The sequence below is a fragment of the Streptomyces sp. NPDC050121 genome (assembly GCF_044460385.1).
GTDB lineage: Bacteria > Actinomycetota > Actinomycetes > Streptomycetales > Streptomycetaceae > Streptomyces > Streptomyces soliscabiei.
Window position 1 is genome coordinate 237,559 of record NZ_JBITJV010000002.1, and the last position, 26,709, is coordinate 264,267.

At 70.2% G+C, this 26,709-nt stretch carries 20 protein-coding genes; 15 read left to right on the forward strand and 5 right to left on the reverse strand.

The genetic code is table 11. The features are described from left to right. Window positions 1-57 precede the first annotated feature (57 nt). The 7 genes from ACIBTS_RS03485 (at window position 58) to ACIBTS_RS03515 (ending at window position 10,861) form a co-directional block, all read left to right on the forward strand. The gene (locus ACIBTS_RS03485; protein ID WP_399316256.1) at window positions 58-1,110 is read left to right on the forward strand and encodes a carbohydrate kinase family protein; all 1,053 of its coding nucleotides are present in this window, start codon (window positions 58-60) and stop codon (window positions 1,108-1,110) included. A 95-nt stretch (window positions 1,111-1,205) separates the two neighbouring features. Then, window positions 1,206-2,492: an ABC transporter substrate-binding protein gene (locus ACIBTS_RS03490; protein WP_399316258.1), complete on the forward strand. Its 1,287-nt coding sequence runs from the start codon at window positions 1,206-1,208 to the stop codon at window positions 2,490-2,492. Further along, window positions 2,492-3,454 (forward strand): carbohydrate ABC transporter permease, encoded by a 963-nt coding sequence (locus ACIBTS_RS03495; RefSeq protein WP_399316261.1) that lies wholly within the window; start codon window positions 2,492-2,494, stop codon window positions 3,452-3,454. Before ACIBTS_RS03490 ends, ACIBTS_RS03495 begins: the two co-directional genes overlap by 1 nt. Window positions 3,455-3,469: 15 nt before the next feature. Beyond that, the gene (locus tag ACIBTS_RS03500; RefSeq protein WP_399316263.1) at window positions 3,470-4,339 is read left to right on the forward strand and encodes a carbohydrate ABC transporter permease; all 870 of its coding nucleotides are present in this window, start codon (window positions 3,470-3,472) and stop codon (window positions 4,337-4,339) included. 8 nt (window positions 4,340-4,347) lie between these two features. Continuing rightward, on the forward strand, window positions 4,348-7,269 hold the full coding sequence (locus ACIBTS_RS03505) for a glycoside hydrolase family 2 TIM barrel-domain containing protein (RefSeq protein WP_399316613.1): 2,922 nt from the start codon (window positions 4,348-4,350) through the stop codon (window positions 7,267-7,269). Between the two features lie 40 nt (window positions 7,270-7,309). Next, window positions 7,310-9,166, forward strand: a complete 1,857-nt coding sequence (locus tag ACIBTS_RS03510) for a LamG-like jellyroll fold domain-containing protein (RefSeq protein WP_399316265.1) — start codon at window positions 7,310-7,312, stop codon at window positions 9,164-9,166. Between the two features lie 27 nt (window positions 9,167-9,193). Further along, window positions 9,194-10,861 (forward strand): histidinol-phosphatase, encoded by a 1,668-nt coding sequence (locus ACIBTS_RS03515; protein WP_399316267.1) that lies wholly within the window; start codon window positions 9,194-9,196, stop codon window positions 10,859-10,861. 131 nt (window positions 10,862-10,992) lie between these two features. Here ACIBTS_RS03515 and ACIBTS_RS03520 read toward each other — a convergent pair whose 3' ends face one another. From ACIBTS_RS03520 to ACIBTS_RS03535, 4 genes are read right to left on the reverse strand one after another with little or no spacing between them, the layout of a single operon-like run. Beyond that, entirely contained in the window at window positions 10,993-11,448 is a 456-nt protein-coding gene (locus ACIBTS_RS03520; RefSeq protein WP_079658348.1) for a MaoC family dehydratase, read from the reverse strand. A gap of 25 nt (window positions 11,449-11,473) precedes the next feature. Then, entirely contained in the window at window positions 11,474-12,979 is a 1,506-nt protein-coding gene (locus ACIBTS_RS03525; RefSeq protein ID WP_399316270.1) for a long-chain fatty acid--CoA ligase, read from the reverse strand. A gap of 12 nt (window positions 12,980-12,991) precedes the next feature. Continuing rightward, window positions 12,992-13,867, reverse strand: coding sequence for an amidohydrolase family protein (locus ACIBTS_RS03530; protein ID WP_399316614.1), 876 nt, complete (start codon window positions 13,865-13,867; stop codon window positions 12,992-12,994). An 11-nt stretch (window positions 13,868-13,878) separates the two neighbouring features. Next, on the reverse strand, window positions 13,879-14,796 hold the full coding sequence (locus tag ACIBTS_RS03535; protein WP_399316272.1) for an SDR family oxidoreductase: 918 nt from the start codon (window positions 14,794-14,796) through the stop codon (window positions 13,879-13,881). 232 nt (window positions 14,797-15,028) lie between these two features. On the opposite strand from ACIBTS_RS03535, the gene ACIBTS_RS03540 reads away from it, so the two are divergent. From ACIBTS_RS03540 to ACIBTS_RS03550, 3 genes are all read left to right on the forward strand, one after another. Next, entirely contained in the window at window positions 15,029-15,454 is a 426-nt protein-coding gene (locus ACIBTS_RS03540; protein WP_079664643.1) for a MarR family winged helix-turn-helix transcriptional regulator, read from the forward strand. A gap of 39 nt (window positions 15,455-15,493) precedes the next feature. Further along, window positions 15,494-16,252, forward strand: coding sequence for an IclR family transcriptional regulator (locus ACIBTS_RS03545; RefSeq protein WP_399316617.1), 759 nt, complete (start codon window positions 15,494-15,496; stop codon window positions 16,250-16,252). 365 nt (window positions 16,253-16,617) lie between these two features. Further along, a complete protein-coding gene (locus ACIBTS_RS03550) occupies window positions 16,618-18,009 on the forward strand; it encodes a glycoside hydrolase family 16 protein (RefSeq protein WP_399316274.1) in 1,392 nt (463 codons plus the stop codon). 268 nt (window positions 18,010-18,277) lie between these two features. Here the strand turns inward: ACIBTS_RS03550 and ACIBTS_RS03555 are convergent, their stop codons facing one another. Further along, on the reverse strand, window positions 18,278-19,195 hold the full coding sequence (locus ACIBTS_RS03555; RefSeq protein ID WP_399316276.1) for a helix-turn-helix domain-containing protein: 918 nt from the start codon (window positions 19,193-19,195) through the stop codon (window positions 18,278-18,280). 146 nt (window positions 19,196-19,341) lie between these two features. On the opposite strand from ACIBTS_RS03555, the gene tkt reads away from it, so the two are divergent. The 5 genes from tkt to pgi are packed head-to-tail and all read left to right on the forward strand — an operon-like array spanning window position 19,342 to window position 26,709. Next, window positions 19,342-21,417, forward strand: coding sequence for a transketolase (gene tkt / locus ACIBTS_RS03560; protein ID WP_399316278.1), 2,076 nt, complete (start codon window positions 19,342-19,344; stop codon window positions 21,415-21,417). Between the two features lie 19 nt (window positions 21,418-21,436). Then, the gene (gene tal, locus ACIBTS_RS03565) at window positions 21,437-22,579 is read left to right on the forward strand and encodes a transaldolase (protein ID WP_399316280.1); all 1,143 of its coding nucleotides are present in this window, start codon (window positions 21,437-21,439) and stop codon (window positions 22,577-22,579) included. After that, complete coding sequence (gene zwf, locus ACIBTS_RS03570; RefSeq protein WP_399316283.1) at window positions 22,579-24,123, forward strand: glucose-6-phosphate dehydrogenase; 1,545 nt, start codon at window positions 22,579-22,581, stop codon at window positions 24,121-24,123. Before tal ends, zwf begins: the two co-directional genes overlap by 1 nt. Next, on the forward strand, window positions 24,120-25,055 hold the full coding sequence (opcA, locus tag ACIBTS_RS03575) for a glucose-6-phosphate dehydrogenase assembly protein OpcA (protein ID WP_079658359.1): 936 nt from the start codon (window positions 24,120-24,122) through the stop codon (window positions 25,053-25,055). The genes zwf and opcA overlap by 4 nt, the downstream gene beginning before the upstream one ends. After that, window positions 25,048-26,709 carry a glucose-6-phosphate isomerase gene (gene pgi / locus ACIBTS_RS03580; RefSeq protein WP_399316286.1) on the forward strand — a complete coding sequence of 554 codons (1,662 nt, stop codon included), beginning with the start codon at window positions 25,048-25,050 and terminating at the stop codon, window positions 26,707-26,709. Before opcA ends, pgi begins: the two co-directional genes overlap by 8 nt.

The window sequence follows — 26,709 nt, forward strand, 5'->3', positions numbered from 1 at the left end:
CCGGGGGGCGCACGATTCCGGTCACCGAATTGAAGAGTTTTGACGAGAGGATGTGCGGTGGACGACGACCGGCCCGAGGTGCTGCTCACCGGGCTGCTCTTCTACGACCTCGTCCTCACGGGGCTCGGCAAGCCGCCGACGCCCGGCGAGGAGATCTGGACGGCGGGCATGGGCTGCGGCCCCGGGGGCATCGCCAACCTCGCGGTCGCCGCGTCCCGCTTCGGCCTGCGCACCTCGCTGGCCACGGTCTTCGGCGACGACTTCTACGGTGCCCACTGCCAGCAGGTCCTCGCCGGGCAGGAGGGCGTCGACCTCGCCCTGTCCCGCGTGGCGGACGGGTGGCACACCCCCGTGACCGTCGCCCTCGCGCTCCCCCACTCTCGGCTTCGCTCGAGCGGGGGGACCCCCATCCACGACCGGGCCCTGGTCACCCACGGCCAGGAGCCGCCGTACTCGCAGGACCAGCTGATGGGCGATCCGCCCGAGGCGCGCACAGCCCTCGTGCACCTGGAGGCCGAACCACGCGCCTGGCTCGCCAAGGCGGCCGCGGGTGGCACGCAGATCTACGCCGACGTCGGCTGGGACCCCACCCAGCGGTGGTCCACCGACCTCCTCGACCAGCTCGCCCTGTGCCACGCCTTCCTCCCCAACGAGACCGAGGCGATGGCGTACACCCGCACCGACAGCGCGGTCGCCGCGCTCGGCACGCTCGCGGAGCTGGTGCCGGTGGCCGTGGTCACCCGGGGCGCCGAGGGTGCTCTCGCGGTCGACCAGACGACCGGGGAGTACGCCGGGGTCCCCGCCCTCGCCGTCGACGTCCTGGACGCGACGGGCGCCGGGGACGTGTTCGGCGCGAGCTTCCTCGCGGCCTCCCTGGGCGGCTGGCCGCTGGAGGAGCGGCTGCTGTTCGCCGTCCTGTCCGCCGGGCTCTCGGTGCAACACCACGGCGGGGCCCTCGCCGCGCCCGGCTGGTACGGCATCGACCGCTGGTGGCGCTCGGTGACCGACCCCGAGCTGAAGCGGAGGTACGGCTTCCTCGCCGACCGCATCCCGGCGGACGTGGGCCCGGCCGTGCACCACGCGCCGGTCACCCCGCCCGTCCGGCTCTGACCCCGCCCGCCCCCGAACACGAACCACCTCACGCTTGCCCCTCGATGGCACATCGTCTGCGAAGACGCGAACAGATCCGAAAGGCGGTGGGAGCTGTGCGGCTCTCCCGTAGAGGCCTGCTGCGAGCGAGCCTGGCCGGTTCGGCCGTCACGGCGCTCGGCGGCCTGGCGTCCGGCTGCGCCGTTCCGACCGGTTCGACCGGGCGGAACATGGTCCTGTGGTACTGGGACGGCGGCCTCGGCGACACGGTCGTCAAGAACGCCAAGGCCCGATACGACACCTCCGTCGACCTCCAGGCCATCAAGATCGGCGGTTACTACCGGTCGAAACTGATCACGACGATGGCCGGCCGCGCCCACATCCCCGACATCGCGGGCCTGAAGGGCGAGGACATGGCGTCTTACCTGCCCAACGCCGACCAGTTCGTGGACCTGCGCACGCTCGGCGCGGACAAGTACAGGTCCCAGTACCTGCCCTGGAAGTGGGAGCAGGGCATCGCCGACGACGGCACGATGATCGGCTTCCCGATCGACTGCGGCCCGGTGGGGCACTTCTACCAGTACGCCGTCTTCCAGAAGGCGGGACTGCCCTACGAGCCCGCCGATGTGTCGAAGGAGCTCAACACCTGGGAGAAGTTCTTCGCGGCGGGCGAGCAGCTCAGAAAGCGGATCCCGGGGACCTCGCTGCTCACCGACGTCAACAGCGTCTACGACAACGTGGTGAACCAGGGCAGCAAGCGTTACGTCGACAAGGACCGCCACTTCATCGGCGACCAGGAACATGTGCGCGACGCCTGGGCGCTCGCCGTCGAGGCGAAACAGCGCAAGATCGTGTCGAACCTGGTCACCGGCACCCCGGACCAGCTGTCGGCGGTGGAGGACGGCAAGCTGCCGAGCCAGCTTGGCGCCTCCTGGGCCACCAGCGACCTCAAGAACGGCGTGCCGAAGACGAAGGGCCGGTGGCGGGTGGCCGACATGCCGGTGCGGCCCGCCAACAACGGCGGCTCGTTCCTGTCGATCACCAAGGCCTGCCGGGAGCCCGAGCAGGCCTTCCAGATCATCAGCTGGATGCTCGACGCGGGCAACCAGGCGCAGGGCTTCGTCGACGCGGGCCTCTTCCCCTCCACCCCCGCCTCGTACGGCGCGGCGCAGCTGCGCGAGCCCGACCCCTTCTTCGGCGGCCAGGTCACGATGGACGTCTTCGGGCCCGCCGCGCAGAAGATCGTCGTCGCCTACAACAGCCCGTTCGACATCGCGCTCGGGCAGCCCGTCAAGGACGAGATCAAGAACGTCGGCGTCCTCGGCAAGGACCCGAAGCAGGCCTGGAGCGACGCCATGAGCACATGCCGGCGGATCGCGAAGCACCTGGGGGTGAGCTACTGATGGCCACCCTCCCCGCGCTGGAGAAGCCCCCGGCGGCCCTCACGGAGACACCCGTGACACAACCCCGGAAAGGTTTCCGCAAGCACTGGCACCTCTATGTCGCGATCTCCCCTTTCTACCTGCTGTTTCTCTGTTTCGGCCTGATACCCGTCGGCTTCTCGCTCTATCTCTCGTTCCACCGCTGGGACGGCCTCGGCTCGATGGAGTGGGCGGGGCTGTCGCAGTACCAGTACCTGCTCAGCGACTCCGAGTTCTGGAGCTCGATCGGGACCACGATCGTCATCTGGGCGCTGGCCACCTTCCCCATGATCTTCCTGGCGATGGTGACGGCCGTGATGCTCAACTCGGCGGTCCGTTTCAAGAACCTCTACCGCGTTGCCTACTTCCTGCCGAACGTCACCTCGGTCGTGGCGATCGCGATCATCTTCGGTTCGGTCTTCTCCACCAACTTCGGTCTCGTCAACGCGTTCCTGCAGGCGATCGGTTTCGACCAGATCGCCTGGCTCAACACCCCGTGGGGCATCAAGGTCGCCATCGCGACACTGATGACCTGGCAGTGGACCGGTTACAACGCGATCATCTTCCTCGCCGGGCTCCAGACCATCCCGGGCGAGCTGTACGAGGCGGCGCGGATGGACGGCGCCGGCCCCGTGCAGACGTTCTTCCGGATCACGCTGCCGATGATGCGTCCGGTGCTGCTGTTCGTGCTCGTCGTGTCGACGGTCACCGGTCTGCAGAGCTTCTCCGAACCCCAGGTCCTGCTGCAGAACACCTCGAACGACTCGACGTTCTCGGGCGGCCCCGGCCACGCCGGCCGGACCATGGTCCTCTACTTCTTCCAGCAGACCTTCGACAACAACGACTTCGGCTACGGCGCCGCCGTGGCGTGGGGCATCTTCCTCGTCGTCGTCCTCTTCTCGATCATCAACTGGCGTCTGGTGCAGCGCCGGGGCGAAGACTAGGGAGGCCCGCTAGCCATGACATCCATCCAAGAATCCCGGCTCCGGCGTGCCAAGAGGATCGACGGGTCGCTGCGCAGAGGGCTCGCGCTGCACGCCAGTCTCGTCCTCGGTGTCCTGCTCTCGGCCTTCCCGTTCTACTGGGCCGTGATCATGTCGACGCACACGTCGTCGGAGATCTTCTCCTACCCGCCCAAACTGCTGCCGGGCACCCACTTCCTGGAAAACGTCCGCAACCTCTTCGACAACATCGATTTCTTCGGCTCGATGTTCAACTCGCTGCTGGTCGCGGGTTCGGTGACGTTCCTGGTCCTGTTCTTCGACTCGCTGGCGGCCTTCGTCTTCGCCAAGTTCGAGTTCCCGGGCAAGCGGCTGCTGTTCGTGTTGCTCATGTTCATCTTCATGGTGCCGGCACAGCTCCAGGCGATTCCCCAGTTCGTCATCATGGCGAAGCTCGGCTGGATCGGCTCGATGACGGCGCTGATCGTGCCGGCGGCCGCCAACGCGTTCGGCATCTTCTGGATGCGCCAGTACATGACGGGCGCGATCCACGACGAACTCCTCGACGCCTCCCGCATCGACGGCGCGAACTTCCTGCGCCAGTACTGGCACGTGGCCCTCCCGGTGGTCCGGCCGGGCCTGGCGTTCCTCGGCATCTTCACCTTCATGGGCCAGTGGAACGACTACGCCTGGCCCCTGATCGCCCTCACCAACCCGGACAACGTGACCCTCCAGGTCGCCCTGTCCCAGCTCAACGGCACCCACGGCACCACGGACTACGGAATGGTCATGACCGGCGCACTGCTCGCCCTCGTCCCGCTGCTGATCGTGTTCGCGATCGGCGCCCGCCAGATGATCGGGGACCTCGCCAAGGGAGCGATCAAGTGAGCGACGACGTGACGGACCCGCTGCTGGCGCTGCGCCCGTGGGAGGCACCCGAGGTGACCTCCTGGCAGCGGCTGCCCATGAACGCCGTCGACCGGCGCACCGGAGCACACTCCCTGGACGGCGACTGGCGTTTTCGGTTGCTGTCCGCTCCGGACGCGCCGGTCGGCGGTCCCTGGTCGACGGCGACCGTGCCCGGCGTATGGACCATGCAGGGCACGGACGACCTTCCGCAGTACCTGAACATCCGGATGCCGTACGCGGAATTTCCTCCCCTGTCGCCGGCCGGCAATCCGACCGGGGTGTACGAGCGGGAGATCGACGTACCCGCCGAGTGGGCCGGGCGCCGGATCGTGCTCCAGGTCGGGGCCGCCGAGAGCGTGCTGCTGGTGCACGTGGACGGGCGGCCCGTCGGCGTCTCCAAGGACTCCCATCTGGCGGCCGAGTTCGACCTGTCGGACGTCGTGCACCCCGGCGGGAGGTCCGTGCTGCGGCTGACGGTCGTCAAGTGGTCGGACGCCTCGCACATCGAGGACCAGGACCACTGGTGGCACGGCGGGATCACCCGCTCGGTGCTGCTGTACGCCACCGACCCACTGCACCTGGCCGACGTGACCGTGCGGGCGGGGCAGGACGGTGAACTGCGCGTCGACTGCCGGGTACGGGACGCCGGCGGTGGGGCGCTGCCCGAGGGCTGGTACGTCAGCGGGGACCTGGACGGGCTGCCGGTGACCCAGGACGCCGCGTTCGACCTGGCCAACGCCGAGGACGAGCGCGTCTCCGACTTCCTCGGCGAGGCACGCCTCACCGCACGCGTGCCCGAGGTGCGCACCTGGACGGCCGAGACGCCCGAGCTGTACGGCCTGACGGTCCGGCTGCACCGCGCCGACGGCACGGTCGCCGACACCTCCCGGCACCGCGTCGGCTTCCGCGACGTCGAGATCGTCGGCCGGGACCTGCTGGTCAACGGCGAGCGGATCTTCGTCCGGGGCGTCAACCGGCACGACTTCCACCCGCTGACGGGGCGGACGGTGTCGTACGACGACATGCGCGCGGACCTGGTCCTGCTCAAGCGTTTCGGCTTCAACGCGATCCGCACCGCGCACTATCCGGGCGACCCGACGCTGTACGACCTGGCCGACGAGATCGGTTTCTACGTCGTCGACGAGGCGGACATCGAGTCGCACGACCACGCCCACGAGATCGCCGACGACCCGCGCTATCTGAACGCCTTCGTCGACCGGGTCTCGCGCATGGTGCTGCGCGACAAGAACCATCCGTCGGTCATCATCTGGTCGCTGGGCAACGAGTCCGACTACGGCGCGAACCACGACGCGGCCGCGGGCTGGGTGCGCCGGCACGATCCGACCCGGCCAGTGCAGTACGAGGGAGCCGCCAAGCGTGGCTGGGCGGATCCGGGGCTCGCCTCCGACATCGCCTGCCCGATGTACGCGCCGCTGGAGGACTGCGTCGCGCACGCGCTGTCCGGGCAGCAGACCAAGCCGCTCATCCAGTGCGAGTACTCCCACGCGATGGGCAACAGCAACGGCACGCTGGCCGACCACTGGGCCGCCATCGAGGCAACCCCGGGTCTTCAGGGCGGGTTCATCTGGGAGTTCTGGGACCACGGAATCCTTCAGTCCGTGAACGACGGAAGACCGGTCGGGCGTGGGGGCGCCGGGCTCTACGACAACGGTGTCGCCGCACCCGGGTACCGCTGGGCGTACGGCGGCGACTTCGGCGAGAAGGACCATGACGGCGCGTTCATCGCCGACGGCGTCGTCTTCCCGGACCGCACTCCGAAGCCGGTGATGTACGAACACCGTGAGCTCGCCGCGCCCCTGCGGCTCCAGGGCTTCCGGCACGAGGGCCTGGTCCTCTCCAACCACCAGCACTTCCGCGGCCTGGAGTGGCTCGCCGGCGAGTGGGAGCTGTCGCTCGCCCACGGCGGGACGCTCACCGCGACGGCCGAGCTGCCCGACCTGCGGCCGGGCGAGACGACCGTGGTGCCGCTGCCGTTCGCGCTGCCCGAGGACGGCGGCGAGGCATGGCTGACGCTGCGGGTGACGACGGCGCAGGACCTGCCGTGGGCGCCACGCGGCACGGAGGTGTGCGCACCGCAGGTGCAGCTCCGAGCGGCCGCGCCGGCCGAGGAGCCGGTGGGATCCGGTCGGGTCGAGATCGACGCCGACGGACTCCTCGTCCACCCTCTGCTGGCCGCCGCGCCCACGCTGTCGCTGTGGCGGGCGCCCACCGACAACGACGAGCTGGGCGGGATGGCGCTGCGCTGGCGGACGTGGGGCCTGGACTCCCTCGTGCGCAAGCTGCTCACGGTCCACCAGGAGGGCGACGGGGTGAGCGTGCTCTCCGAGTACGCCGGCACCACCGGCGTCGTCCGGCACCGGCAGGTGTTCACGCCGGTGGAGGGCGGGGTTCGGATCGACGAACAGGCCGAGCTGCCAGAGGAGTTCGACGACGTGGCGCGGGTCGGCTCGGTCTTCGAGACGATCGCGGGGCTGGACCTGCTGGAGTGGTTCGGGCAGGGCCCCTGGGAGTCGTACCCGGACCGCAGCGGTGGCGCGCCGGTGGGCCATCACTCCGTCCCCGTCGACGAGTTGTTCACGCCCTACCTGCGTCCGCAGGAGAGCGGCGGCCGGCACGGGGTACGGCGCTTCACGCTCTCGGCGCCGGACGCCACCGGCCTCGCCGTCACGCTGGACGAGCCGCGCCAGGTCTCCGTCACGCGGTACCGCGCCGAGGACCTGACCGCCGTCTCCCACCATGACGAACTCGTCCCGCGGGCCGGCTGCGTGGTGCACCTCGACGCGGCGCACCGCGGCCTCGGCACGGCATCGTGCGGGCCCGACACCTTCCCCTCCTACCTCGTCGCACCGGGCGTCCACCGCTGGAGCTGGACCCTGCGCGTTCTTTAGAACTCCCTCTCCCGGCAACGGACTTCCCTACGGAGCACACATGTGTACTTCGCATGCCCACGACCTCAGCGAGGCCGCGCAGGCCGGTGCCGGAAGACGCGGTTTCCTCCGCGCCACCGCGCTGCTCGGCGCCGCCGCCACGGCCGGCATCGCCCTGCCGGCCACCGCGGAGGCCGCCTCCGTCGAGGCGGCCTCCGCCAAGACCTGGCGTCCCGACCCCGACAGCCGCCGCTTCACGCTCGCCGTCATGCCCGACACGCAGTACCTCTTCGACGGCCCGAGCATCGACAAGGCGCCGGTCGAGGCGTCGCTGCGCTATCTACTGGAGCACGGCAAGGACGAGAACATCGTGTTCCTGTCCCACCTGGGCGACCTCACCCAGAACGGGACGAAGGACGAAGTCACCGCGATCAGCGAGGCGTTCGGGCTGCTGGACCGGCGCGGGGTCGGCTACAGCGTGCTGGCCGGCAACCACGACGTGAAGTCGTCGACGACCGACCAGCGCGGCGCGACCCCGTACCTGGACGCCTTCGGTCCCCAGCGCTTCCGGGGGACGTCCACGTTCGGCGGGGCCTCCCCCGACGGCTACAACTCGTACCACCTGTTCCGGGCGGCCGGGCGGGAGTGGATGGTGCTGGCGCTGGACTGGCGGTTGTCGGACCAGGGCTACGCCTGGGCCGCCGGCGTCCTCGCCAAGCACCCGAGGACTCCGGTCGTCCTGACCACGCACGAACTGGTCGTCGAGGACGACTCCCTCTCGGCGTACGGGCAGCAGTTGTGGGACCGGCTGATCGAGGACCACGACCAGATCTTCCTCACCCTCAACGGGCACTACTGGCCGGCCGGCCGGGCCACGCGCAAGAACGCGGCGGGACATGACGTCCACCTGCATCTGACGAACTATCAGAATCGTTACTTCGGCGGCGCGGCGATGATCCGCCTCTACCGCTTCGACCTCGACCGCGACGTCATCGACGTGGAGACCGTCTCCCCGTGGATCCTGGGCCGGGGCGCGAAGGGGCTCAACGAGCTTGAGCGGCAGGAGATCGAGCTGAGCGGCGACGCCGACCGGTTCTCCGTCGACATCGACTTCACCGAGCGTTTCTCCGGCTTCGCCCCGGTGCCGGCGCGGCCCGCACGTCCCGCCTCCAAGGTCGTCATCCCGGGCACGGTCGCCTACTGGCGCTTCGACGGGCACGCCGACGCCACAACCGTGTCCGGCACCGTCCGTGACCTGTCCGGGCGCGGCAACGACCTCACCGTCGTCCCGGTCGCCGGCGGCACCCTCGGCTGGTCGTCCGACCACCACCCCGACCAACCCGGGCACGGCAGCCTGGAGTTCCAGGGTTTCAAGTCCCCGCTGAAGGGGGCGTACCTGCGCACCGTCGACGGCGCGCCGCTCAACTCGGCCACGTTCAGGGCCGGTTACACCATCGAGGCGTTCTACCGCCTTCCGGCGGACTGGGACCCCTCGCACCACGCGTGGTCGGGACTGGTCGGCCGGACGGGAACAGGCGGCGCCGCGGGCAAGACCGGCGACGACCCCGACGAGCCCCTCGCCACCCTCTCCCTCTCCAACGACCGGGAGCCGCAGTGGGCGATGCGCCCGCTGAACCAGGAGGGCATCGCCACCAACTGGGGGCAGGAGACGCCGCTGGAGACCTGGTGGCACCTTGCGGTCGTCAACGACGGCCGGCACACCACGCTGTACGTCGAGGGCTGCCCGGTCGTACGCAACCCGAAGGCGGCGTCCGTCGGCATCACCTCCGTCGGGCTGCCGTGGCTGCTCGGCGGCTACGAGTACGGCGGCGTGATCGACCAGATCCTGCACGGCCGCCTCGGCGACGTCCGCATCGTCGAGCGGGCGCTGCCCGTGACCTCCTTCATGAACCACTGACGCCCTCGAAGAGGACACCGAAGAACCATGACCGAGCAGCAACTGCCCGTCTGGGCCGACCCTTCCGTCTCCCCCGCCGCTCTCGACGCCCAAGGCGTGTCGAGACGTCAACTCCTGTGCCGTGCCGGTCTGTTCGGTGCCGCGTTCGCGCTCGGCGGGGCGGCCACCCCGGCCGTCGCCGCCACCGGCCACGGCTACGGCGGCGAGGACCCGTGCCTCGCCTACCTCGTCGGCGACCACCATGTGCACTCCGTGTACAGCCACGACGCGAAGTACACCTTCTCCCAGCAGGCGCGGGCCGCCGCCCGGTACGGGCTCGACTGGATGGTGTTCAACGAGCACTCCAACTTCGGGCACGCCCACTACGGCGCCGCCATGGAGCACCAGGAGATCCTCAAGGCCCGCGCCGAGAACCCGCGCCAGCTGATCTTCCAGGGCCTGGAGTGGTACATCCCGGCCGCCGAGCACTGCACGGTGTTCGCCGCGCCCGGCCCGCACGAGGTCGACCTGCTCACGCAGTTCGAGCTCGCCTACGACGGCAAGCTGCTCGGGTACACCGAGGGCTCCGCCGGCGCGGCCGACACCGCCCGCAACGAGGCGCACGCCGTCAAGGCGATCAAATGGCTGGCCGAACAGCGCCGTTCTGGCTACGTCGACGACGTCCTCGTCCTCGCCAACCACCCGCTGCGCCTCGGCATCGACTCACCCCACGAGATGCGGGGCTGGCGCGACGCGGCCCCCGAGATCATGATCGGCATGGAGGGCGCGCCCGGCGCCCAGGGCGCGGCGATCCCCGGCTGGCGCGGCAGCACGTCCATCCGCGGCGAGTACGAGAACAAGCCGTCCGCGCAGTCCTGGGCGGGCTACCCGGCGGACGCCTATCTGACGTACGGCGGCTTCGACTGGGCGACGGCGACCGTCGGCGGCCTGTGGGACTCGATGCTGGCCGAGGGCCGGCTGTTCTCGATCACCACCAACTCCGACAACCACCGCACCGTCTTCGACACCTGGAAGAACGGCGACTGGCCGGCCGGACAGAACTTCGACAACACCGGCAGGCTGCCCGACCCGGTGAACACCGGCACCCCGCAGCCGGGCAGCGACTTCTGGCCGGGCCAGTTCAGCCGCACGCACGTGGGCGTCACCCGGTACGGCTACCGGGCGGTGATGACGGGCCTGCGCGAGGGCCGCGTGTGGCTCGACCACGGGCATCTGCTCGACGGGCTGGAGGTCCGGCTGAGGCGGGAGCACAGCAGCGGCCGGGGCGTCACGCTCGGCGGCCGGCTGCGGGTGCGCAGAGGCGAGAAGCTCACCCTGAACATCACCGTCACCACCGCCTCCCGGCCCAACCCCCAGGGAATCCTGCCGGAGTTGGCGCACCTGGACGTCATCCGGGGCGCGGTGCGCGGTGCGGTGTCCGACCGCGACACCTGGAAGGCGCCCGACACGAAGGTCGCCCACACGACGCAGGTGAGCGGCCGCAAGGGCACGTACACCCTGCGCGTCCCGCTCGCCGTGGGCGAGGAGTCCTTCTACGTCCGCCTGCGCGGCAGCGACGGCAACCGGAACGGAACCGGTTACCTGGGCGCTTCCGTGGACCCCCACGGCCCGATCCCCCACGAGCCGGGCAACGGCGACCCGTGGGCCGACACCTGGTTCTACTCCAACCCGATCTTCGTCGACGTCGTCAGCTGAAGCACCCCGAAAGGGGCGCGGGGCTGTATCGATGTGCGGCTCCGCCGCATGGGCGCGACCGGCATCGAACAGCCCCGCGGTTCCCCACGGCACAAGCCCCTATGGCGCTGAACGGCTCGAGCGGCGCAGCCTCACGCGTAGAAACGCGACAGGCTCTGCAGCACCGCAGCGGGCTTGGCCCCGCCCTCGATCTCAATGGCCCCGTCGACAGTGATCTGCACCCCGCCCGGCACATCCTCGACCTCGGTCAGCTTGCCGACCAGCCGAATCCGTGAGCCGACCTTCACCGGCGAGGGGAAACGGACCTTGTTCAGCCCGTAGTTGACCTTGGTCGTGACGCCCTCGACGTCCAGCAGCTCGGTGAAGAGCGGGATGAACAGGGAAAGCGTCAGGTAGCCGTGGGCGATCGGCGCCCCGAAGGGCCCTTCCTTGGCCCGCTCGGGGTCCACGTGGATCCACTGGTGGTCCCCGGTCGCGTCGGCGAAGGTGTCGATGCGCTCCTGGGTGACCTCGATCCACTCGCTGGTGCCCAGGTCGCTTCCGGCCAGCTTCTTCAGCTCGTCGATGCCGTTGACGGTGATGCTCATATGCCGTTCCTCACAGGGGAGTTGTTCAGGATTTGGTGCCGAACCGGGAACGCACCCGGGACTTCAGGAGCTTTCCGGAGGCGGTACGCGGAAGTTCGTCCGCCACCACCACCGACTTGGGGATCTTGTACTTGGCGAGGCGGCCCGCCAGAGACGCGAGCACCTCGTCGGGATCCAGCGAAGCGCCCTCGCGGGGCACGACGACCGCACGCGGCACCTCGCCCCACTTGTCGTCGGACACGCCGATGACCGCGCACTCGACGATGTCGGGGTGGGCGAGGAGCAGGTCCTCGATCTCCGCGGGGTAGATGTTCTCCCCACCCGAGATGATCATGTCCTTGATGCGGTCGACGATGTGCACATAACCGTCCTCGTCGACCCGGGCCGCGTCCCCGCTGCGGAACCAGCCGTCGGCGAAGGAGGCGGCCGTCTCCTCGGGCAGCCCCCAGTAGCCGGGCATGACGTGCGGTCCGCGCACGACGACCTCGCCGGTCTCGCCGACCTCGACCGGGGCGAGGTCGGGGCGCAGGACGCGTACGTCGCTGAAGAAGTGCGGGACGCCGGCCGAGCCCGCCTTGCTGATCGAGTGCTCGGCGTCCAGGAACAGGGTGCCGGGCGAGGCCTCGGTCATGCCGTAGCCCTGGAGGAAGGTCAGTCCGCGTTCCTGGTAGGCGGCGATCAGCGGCGTCGACACCGGGGAGCCGCCGCAGGTCAGGATCCGCAGCGACGACAGGTCCGCGTCCGCCCAGCGGGGATGCCGGGCCACCTGCTCGAACATCGTCGGCACCCCGAACATGAAGGTGATCCGGTGCCGCGCGATCAGGTCGAAGGTGGCGTCCGGGTCGAAGGCCTCGACCAGGACGCAAGCGCCGCCCTTGAGGAGCACCGGCAGGGTCAGCATGTTCAGGCCGGCCGTGTGGAACAACGGCGCGGAGACCAGGGCGCGTTCGTCGGCGATCAGGTCGGTGTCGACGAGGACGTTGATCGCGTTCCAGGTGAGGTTGCCGTGCGTGAGCATGGCGCCCTTGGGGCGGCCGGTCGTGCCCGAGGTGTACATGATGATGCAGGTGTCGTCGGGGGTGACCGGCGTGTCGATCGGTTCGTCGGAGGCGTCGCCGAGCGCCTCCTCGTATTCGGCGCCGACCTCGACGTAGGCCCGGACGTCCGTGTTCCCGGGCAGTCCGGCGACCAGGCCGGCGTGCGTGGGGCCGTAGACGAGGGCCTTGGCGCCGGAGTCGGCGAGCTGGTAGGCGATCTCGGGGCCGGCGAGGCGGGTGTTCAGGGGGACGAACACCGCGCCGAGGGTGCCGGCGGCGAACAGGGTCTCCAGGTAGGAGGGGTGGTTCGGGCCGAGGTAGGCGATGCGGTCGCCGCGCCGCACGCCCCGGGCACGCAGGGCGTGGGCCAGGCGTGTGGTGCGTGCATACAGCGTGCGGTAGTCCGTCGACCGTTCACCGTGGATCAGGGCGGTGCGGTGCGGGGTCTTGCGGGCCCGGCGTGCGGGCCATGACCCCAGTCCCTCGTTGCGCATCTTCCACGCCCCTTACGGTGTGGTCAGCCCGAGGAGCCGGGCGGCGTTCTCCTTGAGGATCTTCGGCTTCACCTCGTCCTTGATCGTCAGCTTGTCGAAGTCGGCGAGCCAGCGGTCGGGGGTGAGGACGGGGAAGTCGGAGCCGAAGAGGACCTTGTCCTTCAGCAGCGTGTTGGCGTACTGCACGAGCTGCGGCGGGAAGTACTTCGGCGACCAGCCGGACAGGTCGATGTGCACGCCCGGCTTGTGGGTGGCGACGGCCAGGGCCTCGTCCTGCCAGGGGAAGGACGGATGCGCCAGGATGATCTTGAGGTGGGGGAAGTCGGCGGCGACGTCGTCCACGTGCAGCGGGTTGGAGTACTTCAGCCGGATCCCGCCGCCGCCCGGGACGCCCGCTCCGATGCCGGTCTGGCCGGTGTGGAACAGGGCGATGGTCCCCGTCTCCTCGATGACCTCGTAGAGGTCGTACGCGACCGAGCGGTCGTTGGGGAAGAAGCCCTGGATGCTGGGGTGGAACTTGAAGCCCTTCACCCCGTACTCCTCGACCAGGCGGCGGGCCTGCCGCACACCCGCCTTGCCGCGGAAGGGATCGATGGAGGCGAACGGGATGAGGACGTCGGCGTTGGCGGCGGCGGCCTCGGCGACCTCCTCGTTCGGGACGGGCGCGGTGCCGGTCGCGGACTCGGCGTCCACCGTGAAGATCACGGCGGCCATCTTCCGCTCCCGGTAGTAGCGGGCCGTCTCCTCCAGGGTCGGCTTCCGCTTGCCCTCGACCTTGAAGTAGGCGGAGGAGGCGTCGTGCAGGCCGTCGTCGAGCGAGGAGTGGCCCTTGGAGGACACCTCCGCGTGGGTGTGGACGTCGATCGCGACGAGTTCCTCGACGTCGATGGTCGCCATGGTCAGGCCTCCGGGAACTTCGGGGCGGGGATGCCGACGCTCTGGAGCTCGGCGCCCACCGAGGTGGGGAAGGCGTCGGCCAGGGTCTCGGGGGTCCAGCCGCCGTCGGCGTAGGCCGCGCGGATCTCCTGCGGATGGGACCAGAGTGCCACCTTGTCGCCGCCGATGCCGATGGCCTGGCCGGTGATGGTCCGGGCGGCCTCGGAGGCCAGGAAGGGCACGAGGACCGCGCAGTCCTCGGGGGTGCCGAAGCCCTCGCCCTTGCGCAGGAAGTCCGGCAGCGGCTCGCCGTTCTTCAGCGCCTCGACGTAGGGGGCGAAGGCGGGGATGGTCTCGGTCATCGCGGTGGCGGCGACCGGCACGATCGCGTTGACGGTGATGTTCGCGCGGCCCAGTTCCATGGACCAGGTGCGGGCGAACGCGGCGATGCCGGCCTTGGCGGCGGCGTAGTTCGTCTGGCCGAAGTTGCCGCGCTGGCCGGCCGGGGAGCCGACGAGGATCAGCGTGCCGCCCTCGCCCTGCTCGCGCATCCGTACGGCGGCGGCGCGGGCGCAGGTGAAGGTGCCCTTGAGATGGGTGGCGATCACCGCGTCGAAGTCGTCGTCGGTCATCTTCCACAGCACCTTGTCGCGCAGGATGCCCGCGTTGGTGACCAGGATGTCGAGCCGCCCGAACTCCGCCACGGCCCGGTTCACCAGCCGCTCGGCGGCCTCGGTCGTGCCGACCGGCACCACCTCGGCGACGGCCGTGCCGCCGGCCTCGGTGATGGACTTCACGGCCTGCTCGGCGACCGCCTCGTCGACGTCGTTGACGACCACGGCGGCGCCGTGGGCGGCGAGGGCGTGCGCGTAGGCGAGGCCGAGGCCCCGGCCGCTGCCGGTGACGACGGCGACCTTGCCGGTGAGATCGATGCTGGGCACGACGGTGTCCCTTCACATGGGGTGCGACTTCGTGTCGCCTGGAGCACGACGACGAGATCGAAGCTAAGAGCAATAATTGTTGTCGTCAATAGTTGTTGTCGTCCTACGGGTGCGTCATGCTGGAATCTGTACGGAGAACCACCCCCGGAAGGGGACCGAACCCAGGGAGCCCGCCATCGCCCGCCAGGACAACGCAGTGAACGCCGCGCCGATCGACGCGGACGAGCCATGGATGCGCGAGTTGCACGCGGACACCGGCTACCTGCTCTACCGCCTGGGGCTGCGCTCGGGTCAGTTGTTCAACACGTTCCTCCAGGAGTCGGGGCTGCGCCTGCGCCACTACGCGGTGCTGCGCTTCCTCGCCACCTCCGAGGGCGCCCTCCAGCGTGAGCTGAGCACCCGGCTCGGCTACGACCCCAGCGCGATCGTCGGACTGGTCGACGACCTGGAGAAGCTGGGCTTCGCCGAGCGCCGCCCGGCCCCGGACGACCGCCGCAGCCGGATCGTCGTCCTCACCGAGGACGGCCGCGCCTTCCTGCGCGGCACCGACGAGGCGGGCCTGCGGGTGACCAACGAACTGCTGGACCCCCTCGACCCCGCCGACCGCGCCACCCTGCACACGCTGCTGATGCGGATCGCCGGCGACGGACTCGCCTGACGCAGTGAGGAGGAGCTGATGGACCGGGGCGCCCTCGCCATGACCTCCCGTTCCGCTACGGACCGGCTGCTGGCCGTGCTCGCCGCCTTCGACCACACCCATGCCGCGCTGTCGCTGACCGACATCAGCCGCCGCGCCGGGCTGACCCTCAGCACCGCGCACCGGCTGGTGGGCGCGCTGACGGAATGGGGCGCCCTGGAGCGGGACGCGTCCGGCGTCTATCACGTGGGGCTGCGGCTGTGGGAGATAGCGGCGCTGGCGCCGCGCGGCCTGGCGCTGCGCCAGATCGCGCTGCCCTATCTGGAGGACCTGTACGAAGCCACGCACGAGAACGTGCAGTTGGCGGTGCGGGACGGGTCCGAGGTCGTCTACACCGAGTGGCTGTCGGGGCGTTCGGCGGTCGGCGTGCACATCCGGGTGGGCGCCCGCTGGCCGCTGCACGTCACCGGCGTCGGGCTCGCACTGCTCGCGCACGGTGAGGTGGAGCTCCAAGAGACCTACTGCGCACGGCCATTGGCGTCCTACACGGCCCACACCATCACCGATCCGGCACGGTTGCGCCGGGTGCTGGCCGAAGTACGGCGTACGGGTGTGGCGGTGAGCAGCCGTCAGGTCACCGAGGACGCCCTGTCGGTGGCCGCTCCGGTGCGCGGTCCGGGCGGCGCGGTGACGGCGGCCGTGTCGGTCGTCGTGCCGCACGCCGACGCGGCCGTCCCGGTGCTGGCGCCTGCGGTGCGGCTCGCGGCGCGCGGGATCTCGCGGGCCCTGGGCTGGCAGCCGGAGGGCCGGCCCGAGTGAGCCGGCCGCCGGGGCTGGCGGTCGCGGGTTCGCCCCGGCGGGAATGCCCACCCATGCTCGAGATCGGTTCACTGGGCCCGGAGGATCGCGCCGCCTGGGAAGTGCTGGCGCGCGGCTACGACTACCCGCTCACGTAACCCTCGCGGCTCTCGCCCCTCGCGCGGCGCTCGTGACGGCGCGAGCGCCGCGGCTGCACGCGTTTGGGCGGTTTCAAATCGTGAACTTCCCCGTGAGGAAAGGACTTTCCTTGTTTTAAGTCTTGACGGCCTTCGGGACGGAGAGCACATTGGGCCCACTTTGAGAGCGCTCTCAAAGTGCTCTCGAAGTCACCCGCGCACCTCCCCCCGTACCCGAGAGGCACCCCCATGAGTGCAACCTCCGGCATACCCAGACGGCGACGCGCGCTCCTCGCCGTACTCAGCACGCTCGGGCTGGCGGCCGCAGCGGCGGCGGCCGTCACCCTGCCCGCGAACGCCTCCGCGCCCACTCCCCCGTCCGGCTGGACGCAGGTCTTCCTCGACGATTTCACCGGAGCCGCCGGCACCGGCGTCAACACCTCCAACTGGCAGTACAGCACCGGGACTTCGTATCCGGGCGGGCCGGCCAACTGGGGCACCGGCGAGGTCGAGACGATGACCAACAGCACCAACAACGTCTCACTCGACGGCAACGGCAACCTGCGCATCACCCCGCTGCGCGACTCGGCCGGCAACTGGACCTCGGGCCGCATCGAGACCAAGCGCACCGACTTCCAGCCGCCGTCCGGCGGCAAACTGCGGGTCGAGGCCCGGCTGCAGATGCCCAATGTGACCGGCACCGCGGCCGAGGGCTACTGGCCCGCGTTCTGGACGCTCGGCGCGCCGTACCGGGGCAACTACCAGAACTGGCCGGGCGTCGGCGAGCTGGACATCATGGAGAACGTCCAGGGCCTGAACAAGGTGTGGGCGACGATGCACTGCGGCACCAACCCGGGCGGCCCGTGCAACGAGACCACCGGCATCGGCAACTCCGTCGCGTGTCCGAACACGACCTGTCAGTCCGGCTTCCACACCTACGCGATGGAGTGGGACCGCTCGGTGACTCCGGAGGCGATCCGCTTCTACGTCGACGGCGTCAACTACCACACGGTCACCGCGAACCAGGTCGACGCGACGACCTGGACGAACGCCACCAACCACGGCTACTTCGTCATCCTGAACGTCGCGATGGGCGGCGCGTTCCCGGACGCCTTCGGCGGCGGCCTGGACGCCGCCACCGAGCCGGGTCACCCGATGGTGGTGGACTACGTGCAGGTGCTCCAGGCCGCCGGCAGCGGCGGCGGCACCACTCCGCCGCCGTCCGGCAGCCGGGACGCCTACGGCACGATCCAGGCCGAGTCCTACGACAGCCAGTCGGGCACGGCCACCGAGGCCACGACCGACACCGGCGGCGGCCAGGACATCGGCTCCCTCGCGAACGGCGACTGGGCACTGTTCAAGGCCGTCAACTTCGGTTCCACGACGGCGACCCAGTTCAACGCGCGGGTCGCGAGCGGTGCGGCCGGCGGGGTGAGCGGACTGGTCGAGGTGCGCCTCGACAGCCGTACGGCCCCGCCCATCGGCAGCTTCTCGGTGGCCAACACCGGTGGCTGGCAGTCCTGGCGGACGATCCCAGCGAACATCAGCTCGGTCACCGGCACCCACGACGTCTATCTGACCTTCACCAGCGGCCAGTCGGCGGACTTCGTGAACGTCAACTGGTTCAGCTTCGGTCACTGAGCAACTCCACGGCGACGCCGGACGGTTGGCCTTCACGCATACGTCGGCCCCCGGCGTCGCCGCCCTGCACAACCCCGCCATGGCCTGGCCGGCGCCGGGCCGACCCGGGCTTCCCGGCCGGGCCGGGGCGGCGCTCCGGGTCGGCCGGGCCGGCCGCCCGGGTCCGTCCCTGCACCTGGGTTTCGCCCGGGTCGCCCACGTCGGACTCCCGGCTGCGCCGCATCGCGCCGGGGCCGGCCCCGCCGGGCGCCCCCACCGCACGGCCTCGTCAGCGCAGTTCGGCGCGGAAGGCCACCGGGGTGTGTCCCGTGTGCAGTTGGAAGAACTTGGAGAAGTTCGCCGGGTCGGGGAAGCCCACGGCCGCGCCGACCCGGCCGATCGGCAGGTCCGTGTGGGCCAGGAGCCGCTTCGCCTCCAGGACGACCCGCTTGTCGATGAAGCCCTTGGGCGTCTCGCCGGTGGCCGAGCGGACCGCGCGCACCAGGGTGCGGCGGGAGTAGCCGAGGGCGTCGGCATAGGCGCTGACGCTGTGGTTGGTGGCGAAGTCCTTCTCGACGGCGTCCCTGAAGAGCGTGAAGGTGGTGTCGGCCTGGCGGCGCGCCGCCTCCGCGCCGCTCGCCGCGAGATGCGCCAGCCGCAGCAGGAACGCGGTCAGCGAGTGCCGCAGCACCGCCGTGTGCAGACTGACGGGCAGGGTGCCGTCGGCGCCGCCGTCGTCGTACTCCCCCTGGAGGTGGGTCAGAGCCGCGCGCAGGCCCGCGAGCTCCCGTTCCCGCGGGTGCAGCAGCGGCGGCAGGTCGTAGCGGTACAGGCCGGTGGCCTCGACGGTGGCACGGGGCAGAAAACCGGGCTGCATGGTCAGGACCGTTCCGCGGTACTCGCTCGACTTCGAGAAACGGTGGACCTGGCCCGGACGGATCCACAGCACGTCGCCGGCCGTCGCCGCGTACTCGGCGAAGTCGATCATGTGGCGGACGGGGCCGTCGTCGAAGAGCATCACGACGTGGAAGTCGATGCGGTGCACGCGGTCCAGCGGCGCGTCGTCCGCGCGCCAGGTGCGGCCGGCCCCCATGGGGCCCACCTGCATGCCGACGCCGCCGACGCTCAGCTCGACCGGGAAGGGAAACGTTCTGATCCCGTCAACGCCGCCGTCACCGTCTCCGTCTTGGATGGTTCTGTCCACCATGTCCTTCTCGCGCCGCCCCGGCCACGCCGTCCGTGTCCCACTTTCACCACAGGCTGACACACGGCGACCTTCCCCCGTAAAAGTCCGACTTTTAAGTTTGAACGCATCAGAGCAGCTGACCCCCTCCTATCGAGGACTTCTTGAAGATGAGCACGCAGACACCGAACAGCTTCGAGTGGACCGACAACGACCGGCGTGCCGTCGACACCGCACGTGTTCTCGCGGCCGACGCCGTGCAGCGGGTGGGCAATGGGCATCCCGGAACGGCCATGAGCCTGGCCCCGGTCGCGTACACAATCTTTCAGAAGGTGATGCGGCATGATCCGGCGGACCCCGAGTGGACCGGCCGCGACCGCTTCGTCCTGTCCCCCGGACACACCTCGCTGACGCTCTACACCCAGCTCTTCCTGTCCGGCTACGAACTGGAGCTGGACGACCTCAGGAGCTTCCGTACGCACGGCTCGAAGACCCCGGGTCACCCCGAGTACGGGCACACCGCGGGCGTCGAGACCACCACCGGACCGCTCGGCCAGGGTGTCGCCAACGCCGTCGGCATGGCGATGGCCGCCCGCTACGAGCGCGGCCTGTTCGACCCGGACGCGCCCGAGGGCGCCTCGCCGTTCGACCACACGATCTGGGCGATCGTCTCCGACGGCGACCTGGAGGAGGGCGTCTCCGCCGAGGCGTCCTCGCTGGCCGGCCACCAGAAGCTCGGCAACCTGGTCTTCGTCTACGACGACAACCACATCTCCATCGAGGGCGACACCGCGACCGCGTTCTCCGAGGACGTGCTGGGGCGGTACGAGGCCTACGGCTGGCACACCCAGCGTGTGGAGCCCACGGAGAACGGTGACATCGACGTCTTTGCCCTGTACGCGGCCCTGAAGAACGCCCAGGCCGAGACGGGGCGCCCCTCGATCATCTCGCTGCGCACGATCATCGCCTGGCCCGCCCCGAACGCCCGGAACACCGAGGCCTCCCACGGCTCCGCCCTCGGCGCGGACGAGGTCGCCGCCACCAAGCGCGTCCTCGGCTTCGACCCCGAGCAGTCCTTCGAGGTGACCGACGAGGTCCTCGCCCACACCCGCGCCGCCCTGGACCGCGGCGCCGAGGCCCACGCGGCCTGGGACAAGCGGCTGGCCGAGTGGCGGACCGCCAACCCGGAGCGCGCCCAGCTGTTCGACCGGGTCGTCGCAGGCCAGCTCCCCGAGGGCTGGGAGGACGCACTGCCGGTGTTCGAGCCCGGCAAGTCCGTCGCCACCCGGGCCGCGTCCGGCAAGGTGCTCCAGTCGCTCGGCGCGGTCATCCCCGAGCTGTGGGGCGGCTCCGCCGACCTCGCCGGCTCCAACAACACCACCATCGACAAGACGTCCTCCTTCCTGCCCAGGGGCAACCCGCTGCCCGAGGCCGACCCGTACGGCCGTACCGTCCACTTCGGGATCCGCGAGTTCTCGATGGCCGCGGAGATGAACGGCATCGCGCTGCACGGCAACACCCGCATCTACGGCGGCACGTTCCTGGTGTTCTCCGACTACATGCGCAACGCCGTGCGGATGGCGGCGCTGATGCAACTGCCGGTGACGTACGTGTGGACGCACGACTCCGTCGGCCTCGGCGAGGACGGCCCCACCCACCAGCCGGTCGAGCACCTCGCGTCGCTGCGCGCCATCCCGGGCCTGAACGTCGTCCGCCCCGCCGACGCCAACGAGACGGCGATCGCCTGGGCCGAGATCCTCAAGCGGCACGCCAGCCACCCGGCCCCGCACGGCCTGGCCCTCACCCGCCAGAACGTCCCGACGTACGCGCCCAACTCCGATGCGGCGAAGGGCGGTTACGTGCTCCAGGACTCCTCTTCCGAGGTACCGGACGTCATCCTCATCGCCACCGGCTCCGAGGTGCAGCTCGCCGTCGCCGCGCGCGAGGCGCTCCAGGCCGAGGGGATCGGCGTCCGCGTGGTGTCGATGCCGTCCGTGGAGTGGTTCGAGGAGCAGCCGCGCGAGTACCGCGACCGGGTGCTTCTGCCGTCGGTGAAGGCCCGGGTCGCGGTCGAGGCCGGTATCGGTCTCACCTGGCACCGGTTCGTGGGCGACGCGGGACGCATCGTCTCGCTGGAGCACTTCGGCGCCTCCGCCGACGCGGGGACCCTGTTCGCCGAGTACGGCTTCACCGCCGAGAACGTCGCCGCCGCAGCCCGGGAATCACTCGCCGCCGCGCGTGGTTGATCCGACCGCCAGAAAGAAGATGATCACAGTGACCGAAGCAACCGCGACCGCGGGAGCACTCAAGCGCCTGTCCGACGAGGGCGTGTCCATCTGGTTGGACGACCTGTCGCGGCGCCGGATCGCCTCCGGCAACCTCGCCGAACTCGTCGAGACGAAGAACGTCGTCGGCGTCACCACCAACCCGTCCATCTTCCAGGCCGCCATCGGCTCCGGCGAGGGCTACCAGGAGCAGCTCGCCGACCTGGCGGTGCGGGGCGTCACGGTCGACGAGGCCGTGCGGATGATGACGACGGCCGATGTGCGGGCCGCAGCCGACATCCTGCGTTCCGTGTACAGCGCATCGCATGGGGTCGACGGCCGGGTCTCCATCGAGGTCGACCCCCGGCTGGCCCATGACACGGCGGCCACCGTCGCCGAGGCCAAGCAGCTCGCCTGGCTGGTCGACCGCCCCAACGTCATGATCAAGATTCCGGCGACGAAGGCGGGCCTGCCGGCGATCACCGAGGTCATCGGCCTCGGCATCAGCGTCAACGTCACGCTGATCTTCTCGCTGGAGCGCTACCGCGAGGTCATGGACGCCTATCTGGCGGGCCTGGAGAAGGCGCAGGTCAGGGGCCTGGACCTGGCCGCCGTCCACTCCGTCGCCTCCTTCTTCGTCTCCCGTGTCGACTCCGAGATCGACAAGCGGCTCACCGTCCTCGGCACCGAGGAGGCCCTCGCGCTGAAGGGCCGGGCCGCGCTCGCCAACGCGCGCCTCGCCTACGAGGCCTACGAGGAGGTCTTCACGGGGGACCGCTGGACCGCGCTCGCCGGGGCCAGGGCGAACAAGCAGCGTCCGCTGTGGGCGTCCACCGGGGTGAAGGATCCCGCGTACAAGGACACGCTGTATGTGGACGACCTCGTCGCACCGGGCACGGTCAACACCATGCCCGAGGCCACGCTGAACGCCACCGCCGACCACGGCGACATCACCGGCGACACGGTGACCGGCGGCTATCCGCAGGCCCGTGCCGACCTCGCCGCCGTCGAGGCGCTCGGCATCTCCTACGACGAGGTCGTCACCCGCTTGGAGGACGAGGGTGTCGCGAAGTTCGCGACGGCGTGGCAGGACCTGCTGGACGCGGTCACGAAGTCGCTGATGAGCAAGGGAGTTGACGCGTAATGAGTACCGGTACGCTCGGCGCGGACTGGGAGAACCCACTGAGGGATCCCCGCGACCGACGCCTGCCCAACGTCGCGGGCCCGTCCGGCCTCGTCATCTTCGGCGTGACCGGCGACCTGTCCCGCAAGAAGCTGATGCCCGCGGTGTACGACCTCGCCAACCGCGGTCTGCTTCCGCCGGGCTTCTCCCTCGTCGGCTTCGCCCGCCGTGACTGGGAGGACCAGGACTTCGCGCAGGTCGTCCATGACGCGGTGCGTGAGCACGCGCGGACCCCGTTCCGCGAGGAGGTCTGGCAGCAGCTCGCCGAGGGCATGCGGTTCATCCCCGGCGACTTCGACGACGACACGGCGTTCAAGCAGCTCAAGACGGCCGTGGACGAGCTGGACACCTCCCGCGGCACGGGCGGCAACTTCGCCTTCTACCTCTCCGTGCCGCCGAAGTTCTTCCCCAAGGTCGTCGAGCAGCTGAAGAAGCACGGGCTGGCGAAGGCGCCGGAGGGGGCCTGGCGACGGGCTGTCATCGAAAAGCCGTTCGGGCACAACCTGGCCAGCGCCCAGGAGCTCAACGCGGTCGTGCACGACGTGTTCGAACCCGACCAGGTCTTCCGCATCGACCACTACCTGGGCAAGGAGACCGTCCAGAACATCCTGGCGCTGCGGTTCGCGAACACGATGTTCGAGCCGATCTGGAACCGGTCGTACGTCGACCACATCCAGATCACGATGGCCGAGGACATCGGCATCGGCGGCCGGGCCGGCTACTACGACGGCATCGGCTCGGCCCGGGACGTCATCCAGAACCACCTCCTGCAACTGATGGCGCTCACCGCGATGGAGGAGCCCGCCTCCTTCGACGCGGCCTCGCTGCTCACCGAGAAGCTGAAGGTGCTGAAGGCGGTGAAGCTGCCCGAGGACCTCGGCCGGCACACCGTGCGGGCGCAGTACGCGGGCGCCTGGCAGGGCGGCGCGAAGGTGCGCGGCTACCTGGAGGAGGACGGCATCGACCCGGCCTCCACCACGGACACGTTCGCCGCGGTCAAGCTGAACGTCGACAACCGCCGCTGGGCGGGCGTGCCGTTCTACCTGCGCACCGGCAAGCGGCTCGGCCGCCGGGTCACCGAGATCGCGGTGGTCTTCCAGCGGGCCCCGCACTCCCCCTTCGACTCCACGGCCACCGAGGAGCTCGGGCAGAACGCCATCGTCATCCGCGTCCAGCCGGACGAGGGCATCACGGTGCGGTTCGGCTCCAAGGTGCCGGGCACCTCGATGGAGATCCGGGACGTCACGATGGACTTCGCCTACGGCGAGTCCTTCACGGAGTCCAGCCCCGAGGCGTACGAGCGCCTCATCCTGGACGTGCTGCTCGGCGACGCCAACCTGTTCCCGCGCCACCAGGAAGTGGAAGAGTCCTGGAAGATCCTCGACCCGATCGAGGAGTACTGGGCACGGCACGGCAGGCCCGCGCAGTACGCCTCGGGCAGTTGGGGACCCGAGGAAGCCGACGAGATGCTCGCACGAGACGGACGGAGCTGGCGCAGGCCATGAAGATCGACCTGACCGACACCACGGCAAGCAAGATCAACAAGGCGCTGGTGCAGGGTCGCCGCGCCATCGGCACACCGGCCGTGGGCATGGTCCTGACGATGGTGATCGTCACGGACGAGGAGAACGCCTACGACTCCATCAAGGCGGCCGAGGAGGCGTCGCACGAGCACCCGGCGCGCACCCTGGTCGTCATCAAGCGGCACGCCCGCACCCCGCGCGACCGTACGGCCTCCCGGCTGGACGCCGAGGTCCGGGTGGGCGCCGACGCCGGCACCGGCGAGACGGTGGTCCTGCGGACGTACGGCGAGGTGTCCGAGCACGCCGACTCCGTCGTCCTGCCCCTGCTGCTGCCGGACGCGCCGGTCGTCGTGTGGTGGCCGGTGGACGCGCCGGAGAACCCCGCCAAGGACCCGCTGGGCGCGCTCGCGCAGCGCCGGATCACCGACCTCTACGCCGTCGAGAACCCCCTGTCCGCACTGGAGGCCCGGACGCGCTCCTACGCCCCCGGCGACACCGACCTCGCCTGGACCCGGCTCACGCCGTGGCGCTCGATGCTGGCGGCGGCCCTGGACCAGGCCCGCGTGCCGATCGTCTCGGGGGCCGTGGAGGCCGAGGCGGACAACCCCGCCGCGGAGCTGCTGGCCCGCTGGCTGGAGGCGCGGCTGAACGTCACGATCGACCGCGTCGTCACCGCCGGACCGGTCGTCACAGCCGTGCGCCTGGGCACCGCGGACGGCGACATCGTCATCGACCGCCCCGAGGGCCCCCTGGCCACGCTCACCCTGCCCGGCCAGCCCTCGCGCACCCTCGCCCTGAAGGTCCGCGCCACCTCCGAACTCATCGCCGAGGAGCTTCGGCGCCTCGACGCGGACGAGATGTACGCCGTCGCCCTGCGGGGCGAGGCCGCCAAGGAGACCCCTTCCCATGTCTGACACCCCCTCCGCCCGGCTCGACCGGCGGCCCGAGTGGGCCGCCCTGGAGGACCACCGCGCCCGCTGGCAGGCGCACCTGCGGGAGCTGTTCGCGGCGGACCCGGGGCGCGCGCAGCGCTACGTGGTCCGCGTCGGCGACCTGCGCATCGACTACTCCAAGAACCTGGTCACCGACGAGACGCTCGCCCTGCTGCACGAACTCGCCGCCGCCACCGACGTGTTCGGGCTGCGCGGCGCCATGTTCCGCGGCGAGCGGATCAACCTCACCGAGGACCGCGCGGTCCTGCACACCGCGCTGCGCGCTCCCTCCGGCGCCGTCGTCGAGGTGGACGGCGAGAACGTCGTCCCCCAGGTGCACGCCGTGCTGGACAGGATGAGCGGCTTCGCCGAGCGCGTCCGCTCCGGCGAGTGGACCGGGCACACCGGCCGCCCGATCCGCAATGTCGTCAACATCGGCATCGGCGGCTCCGACCTGGGTCCCGCGATGGCGTACGAGGCCCTGCGGGCCTACACGGCACGGGAGTTGACGTTCCGCTTCGTGTCGAACGTCGACGGCGCCGACCTGCACGAGGCGCTCCTCGACCTGGACCCCGCCGAGACGCTGTTCATCGTCGCCTCCAAGACGTTCACCACGATCGAGACGATCACCAACGCCACCTCGGCCCGGACCTGGCTGCTGGAGGGGCCGGACGGACTCCGCGACGAGAAGGCGGTCGCCAAGCATTTCGTCGCGCTGTCGACCAACGCCGAGAAGGTCGCCGACTTCGGCATCGACACCGCCAACATGTTCGAGTTCTGGGACTGGGTCGGCGGCCGCTACTCCTTCGACTCGGCGATCGGCCTGTCGCTGATGATCGCCATCGGCCCGGAGCGCTTCCGGGAGCTGCTCGACGGGTTCAGGATCGTCGACGACCACTTCCGCACCGCCCCCGCCGAGTCCAACGCCCCGCTGATCCTTGGCCTGTTGGGCATCTGGTACGGCAACTTCTTCGACGCGCAGTCGCATGCCGTACTGCCCTACAGCCACTACCTGTCGAAGTTCACCGCCTATCTCCAGCAGCTCGACATGGAGTCCAACGGCAAGTCGGTGGACCGCGAGGGCCGGCCCGTGCGGTGGCAGACCGGGCCGGTGGTGTGGGGCACCCCGGGCACCAACGGGCAGCACGCCTACTACCAGTTGATCCACCAGGGCACGAAGCTCATCCCGGCCGACCTCCTGGGCTTCGCCCGTCCCGTCGGCGAGCTGAGCAGCGAACTCAAGGCGCAGCACGACCTGTTGATGGCCAACCTGTTCGCGCAGGGGCAGGCGCTCGCCTTCGGCAAGACCGCCGAGGAGGTCCGGGCGGAGGGCGTCGCGGAGGAACAGGTCGCGCACCGCACCTTCCAGGGCAACCACCCGACGACCACGATCCTCAGCTCCGAGCTGACCCCGTCGGTCCTCGGTCAGCTCATCGCCCTCTACGAACACAAGGTGTTCGTGCAGGGCGCGGTGTGGAACATCGACTCCTTCGACCAGTGGGGCGTGGAGCTGGGCAAGGTCCTCGCCAAGCGCGTCGAACCCGCCCTCACCCAGGGCGCCGAGGTCCCCGGCCTCGATCCCTCCACCGCCGCTCTCGTCGCCGCCTACCGCGAACTGAAAGAAGTAGTGAACTGA

What these genes read in the sequence shown, in the direction of transcription:
- ACIBTS_RS03495 (WP_399316261.1), top strand. Translation starts at nt 2,492, where the DNA reads ATGGCCACCCTCCCCGCGCTGGAGAAGCCCCCGGCGGCCCTCACGGAG.
- ACIBTS_RS03500 (WP_399316263.1), top strand. Translation starts at nt 3,470, where the DNA reads ATGACATCCATCCAAGAATCCCGGCTCCGGCGTGCCAAGAGGATCGAC.
- ACIBTS_RS03510 (WP_399316265.1), top strand. Translation starts at nt 7,310, where the DNA reads ATGTGTACTTCGCATGCCCACGACCTCAGCGAGGCCGCGCAGGCCGGT.
- ACIBTS_RS03515 (WP_399316267.1), top strand. Translation starts at nt 9,194, where the DNA reads ATGACCGAGCAGCAACTGCCCGTCTGGGCCGACCCTTCCGTCTCCCCC.
- ACIBTS_RS03520 (WP_079658348.1), bottom strand. Translation starts at nt 11,448, where the DNA reads ATGAGCATCACCGTCAACGGCATCGACGAGCTGAAGAAGCTGGCCGGA.
- ACIBTS_RS03525 (WP_399316270.1), bottom strand. Translation starts at nt 12,979, where the DNA reads ATGCGCAACGAGGGACTGGGGTCATGGCCCGCACGCCGGGCCCGCAAG.
- ACIBTS_RS03540 (WP_079664643.1), top strand. Translation starts at nt 15,029, where the DNA reads ATGCGCGAGTTGCACGCGGACACCGGCTACCTGCTCTACCGCCTGGGG.
- ACIBTS_RS03545 (WP_399316617.1), top strand. Translation starts at nt 15,494, where the DNA reads ATGACCTCCCGTTCCGCTACGGACCGGCTGCTGGCCGTGCTCGCCGCC.
- ACIBTS_RS03550 (WP_399316274.1), top strand. Translation starts at nt 16,618, where the DNA reads ATGAGTGCAACCTCCGGCATACCCAGACGGCGACGCGCGCTCCTCGCC.
- ACIBTS_RS03555 (WP_399316276.1), bottom strand. Translation starts at nt 19,195, where the DNA reads ATGGTGGACAGAACCATCCAAGACGGAGACGGTGACGGCGGCGTTGAC.
- tkt (WP_399316278.1), top strand. Translation starts at nt 19,342, where the DNA reads ATGAGCACGCAGACACCGAACAGCTTCGAGTGGACCGACAACGACCGG.
- tal (WP_399316280.1), top strand. Translation starts at nt 21,437, where the DNA reads ATGATCACAGTGACCGAAGCAACCGCGACCGCGGGAGCACTCAAGCGC.
- zwf (WP_399316283.1), top strand. Translation starts at nt 22,579, where the DNA reads ATGAGTACCGGTACGCTCGGCGCGGACTGGGAGAACCCACTGAGGGAT.
- opcA (WP_079658359.1), top strand. Translation starts at nt 24,120, where the DNA reads ATGAAGATCGACCTGACCGACACCACGGCAAGCAAGATCAACAAGGCG.
- pgi (WP_399316286.1), top strand. Translation starts at nt 25,048, where the DNA reads ATGTCTGACACCCCCTCCGCCCGGCTCGACCGGCGGCCCGAGTGGGCC.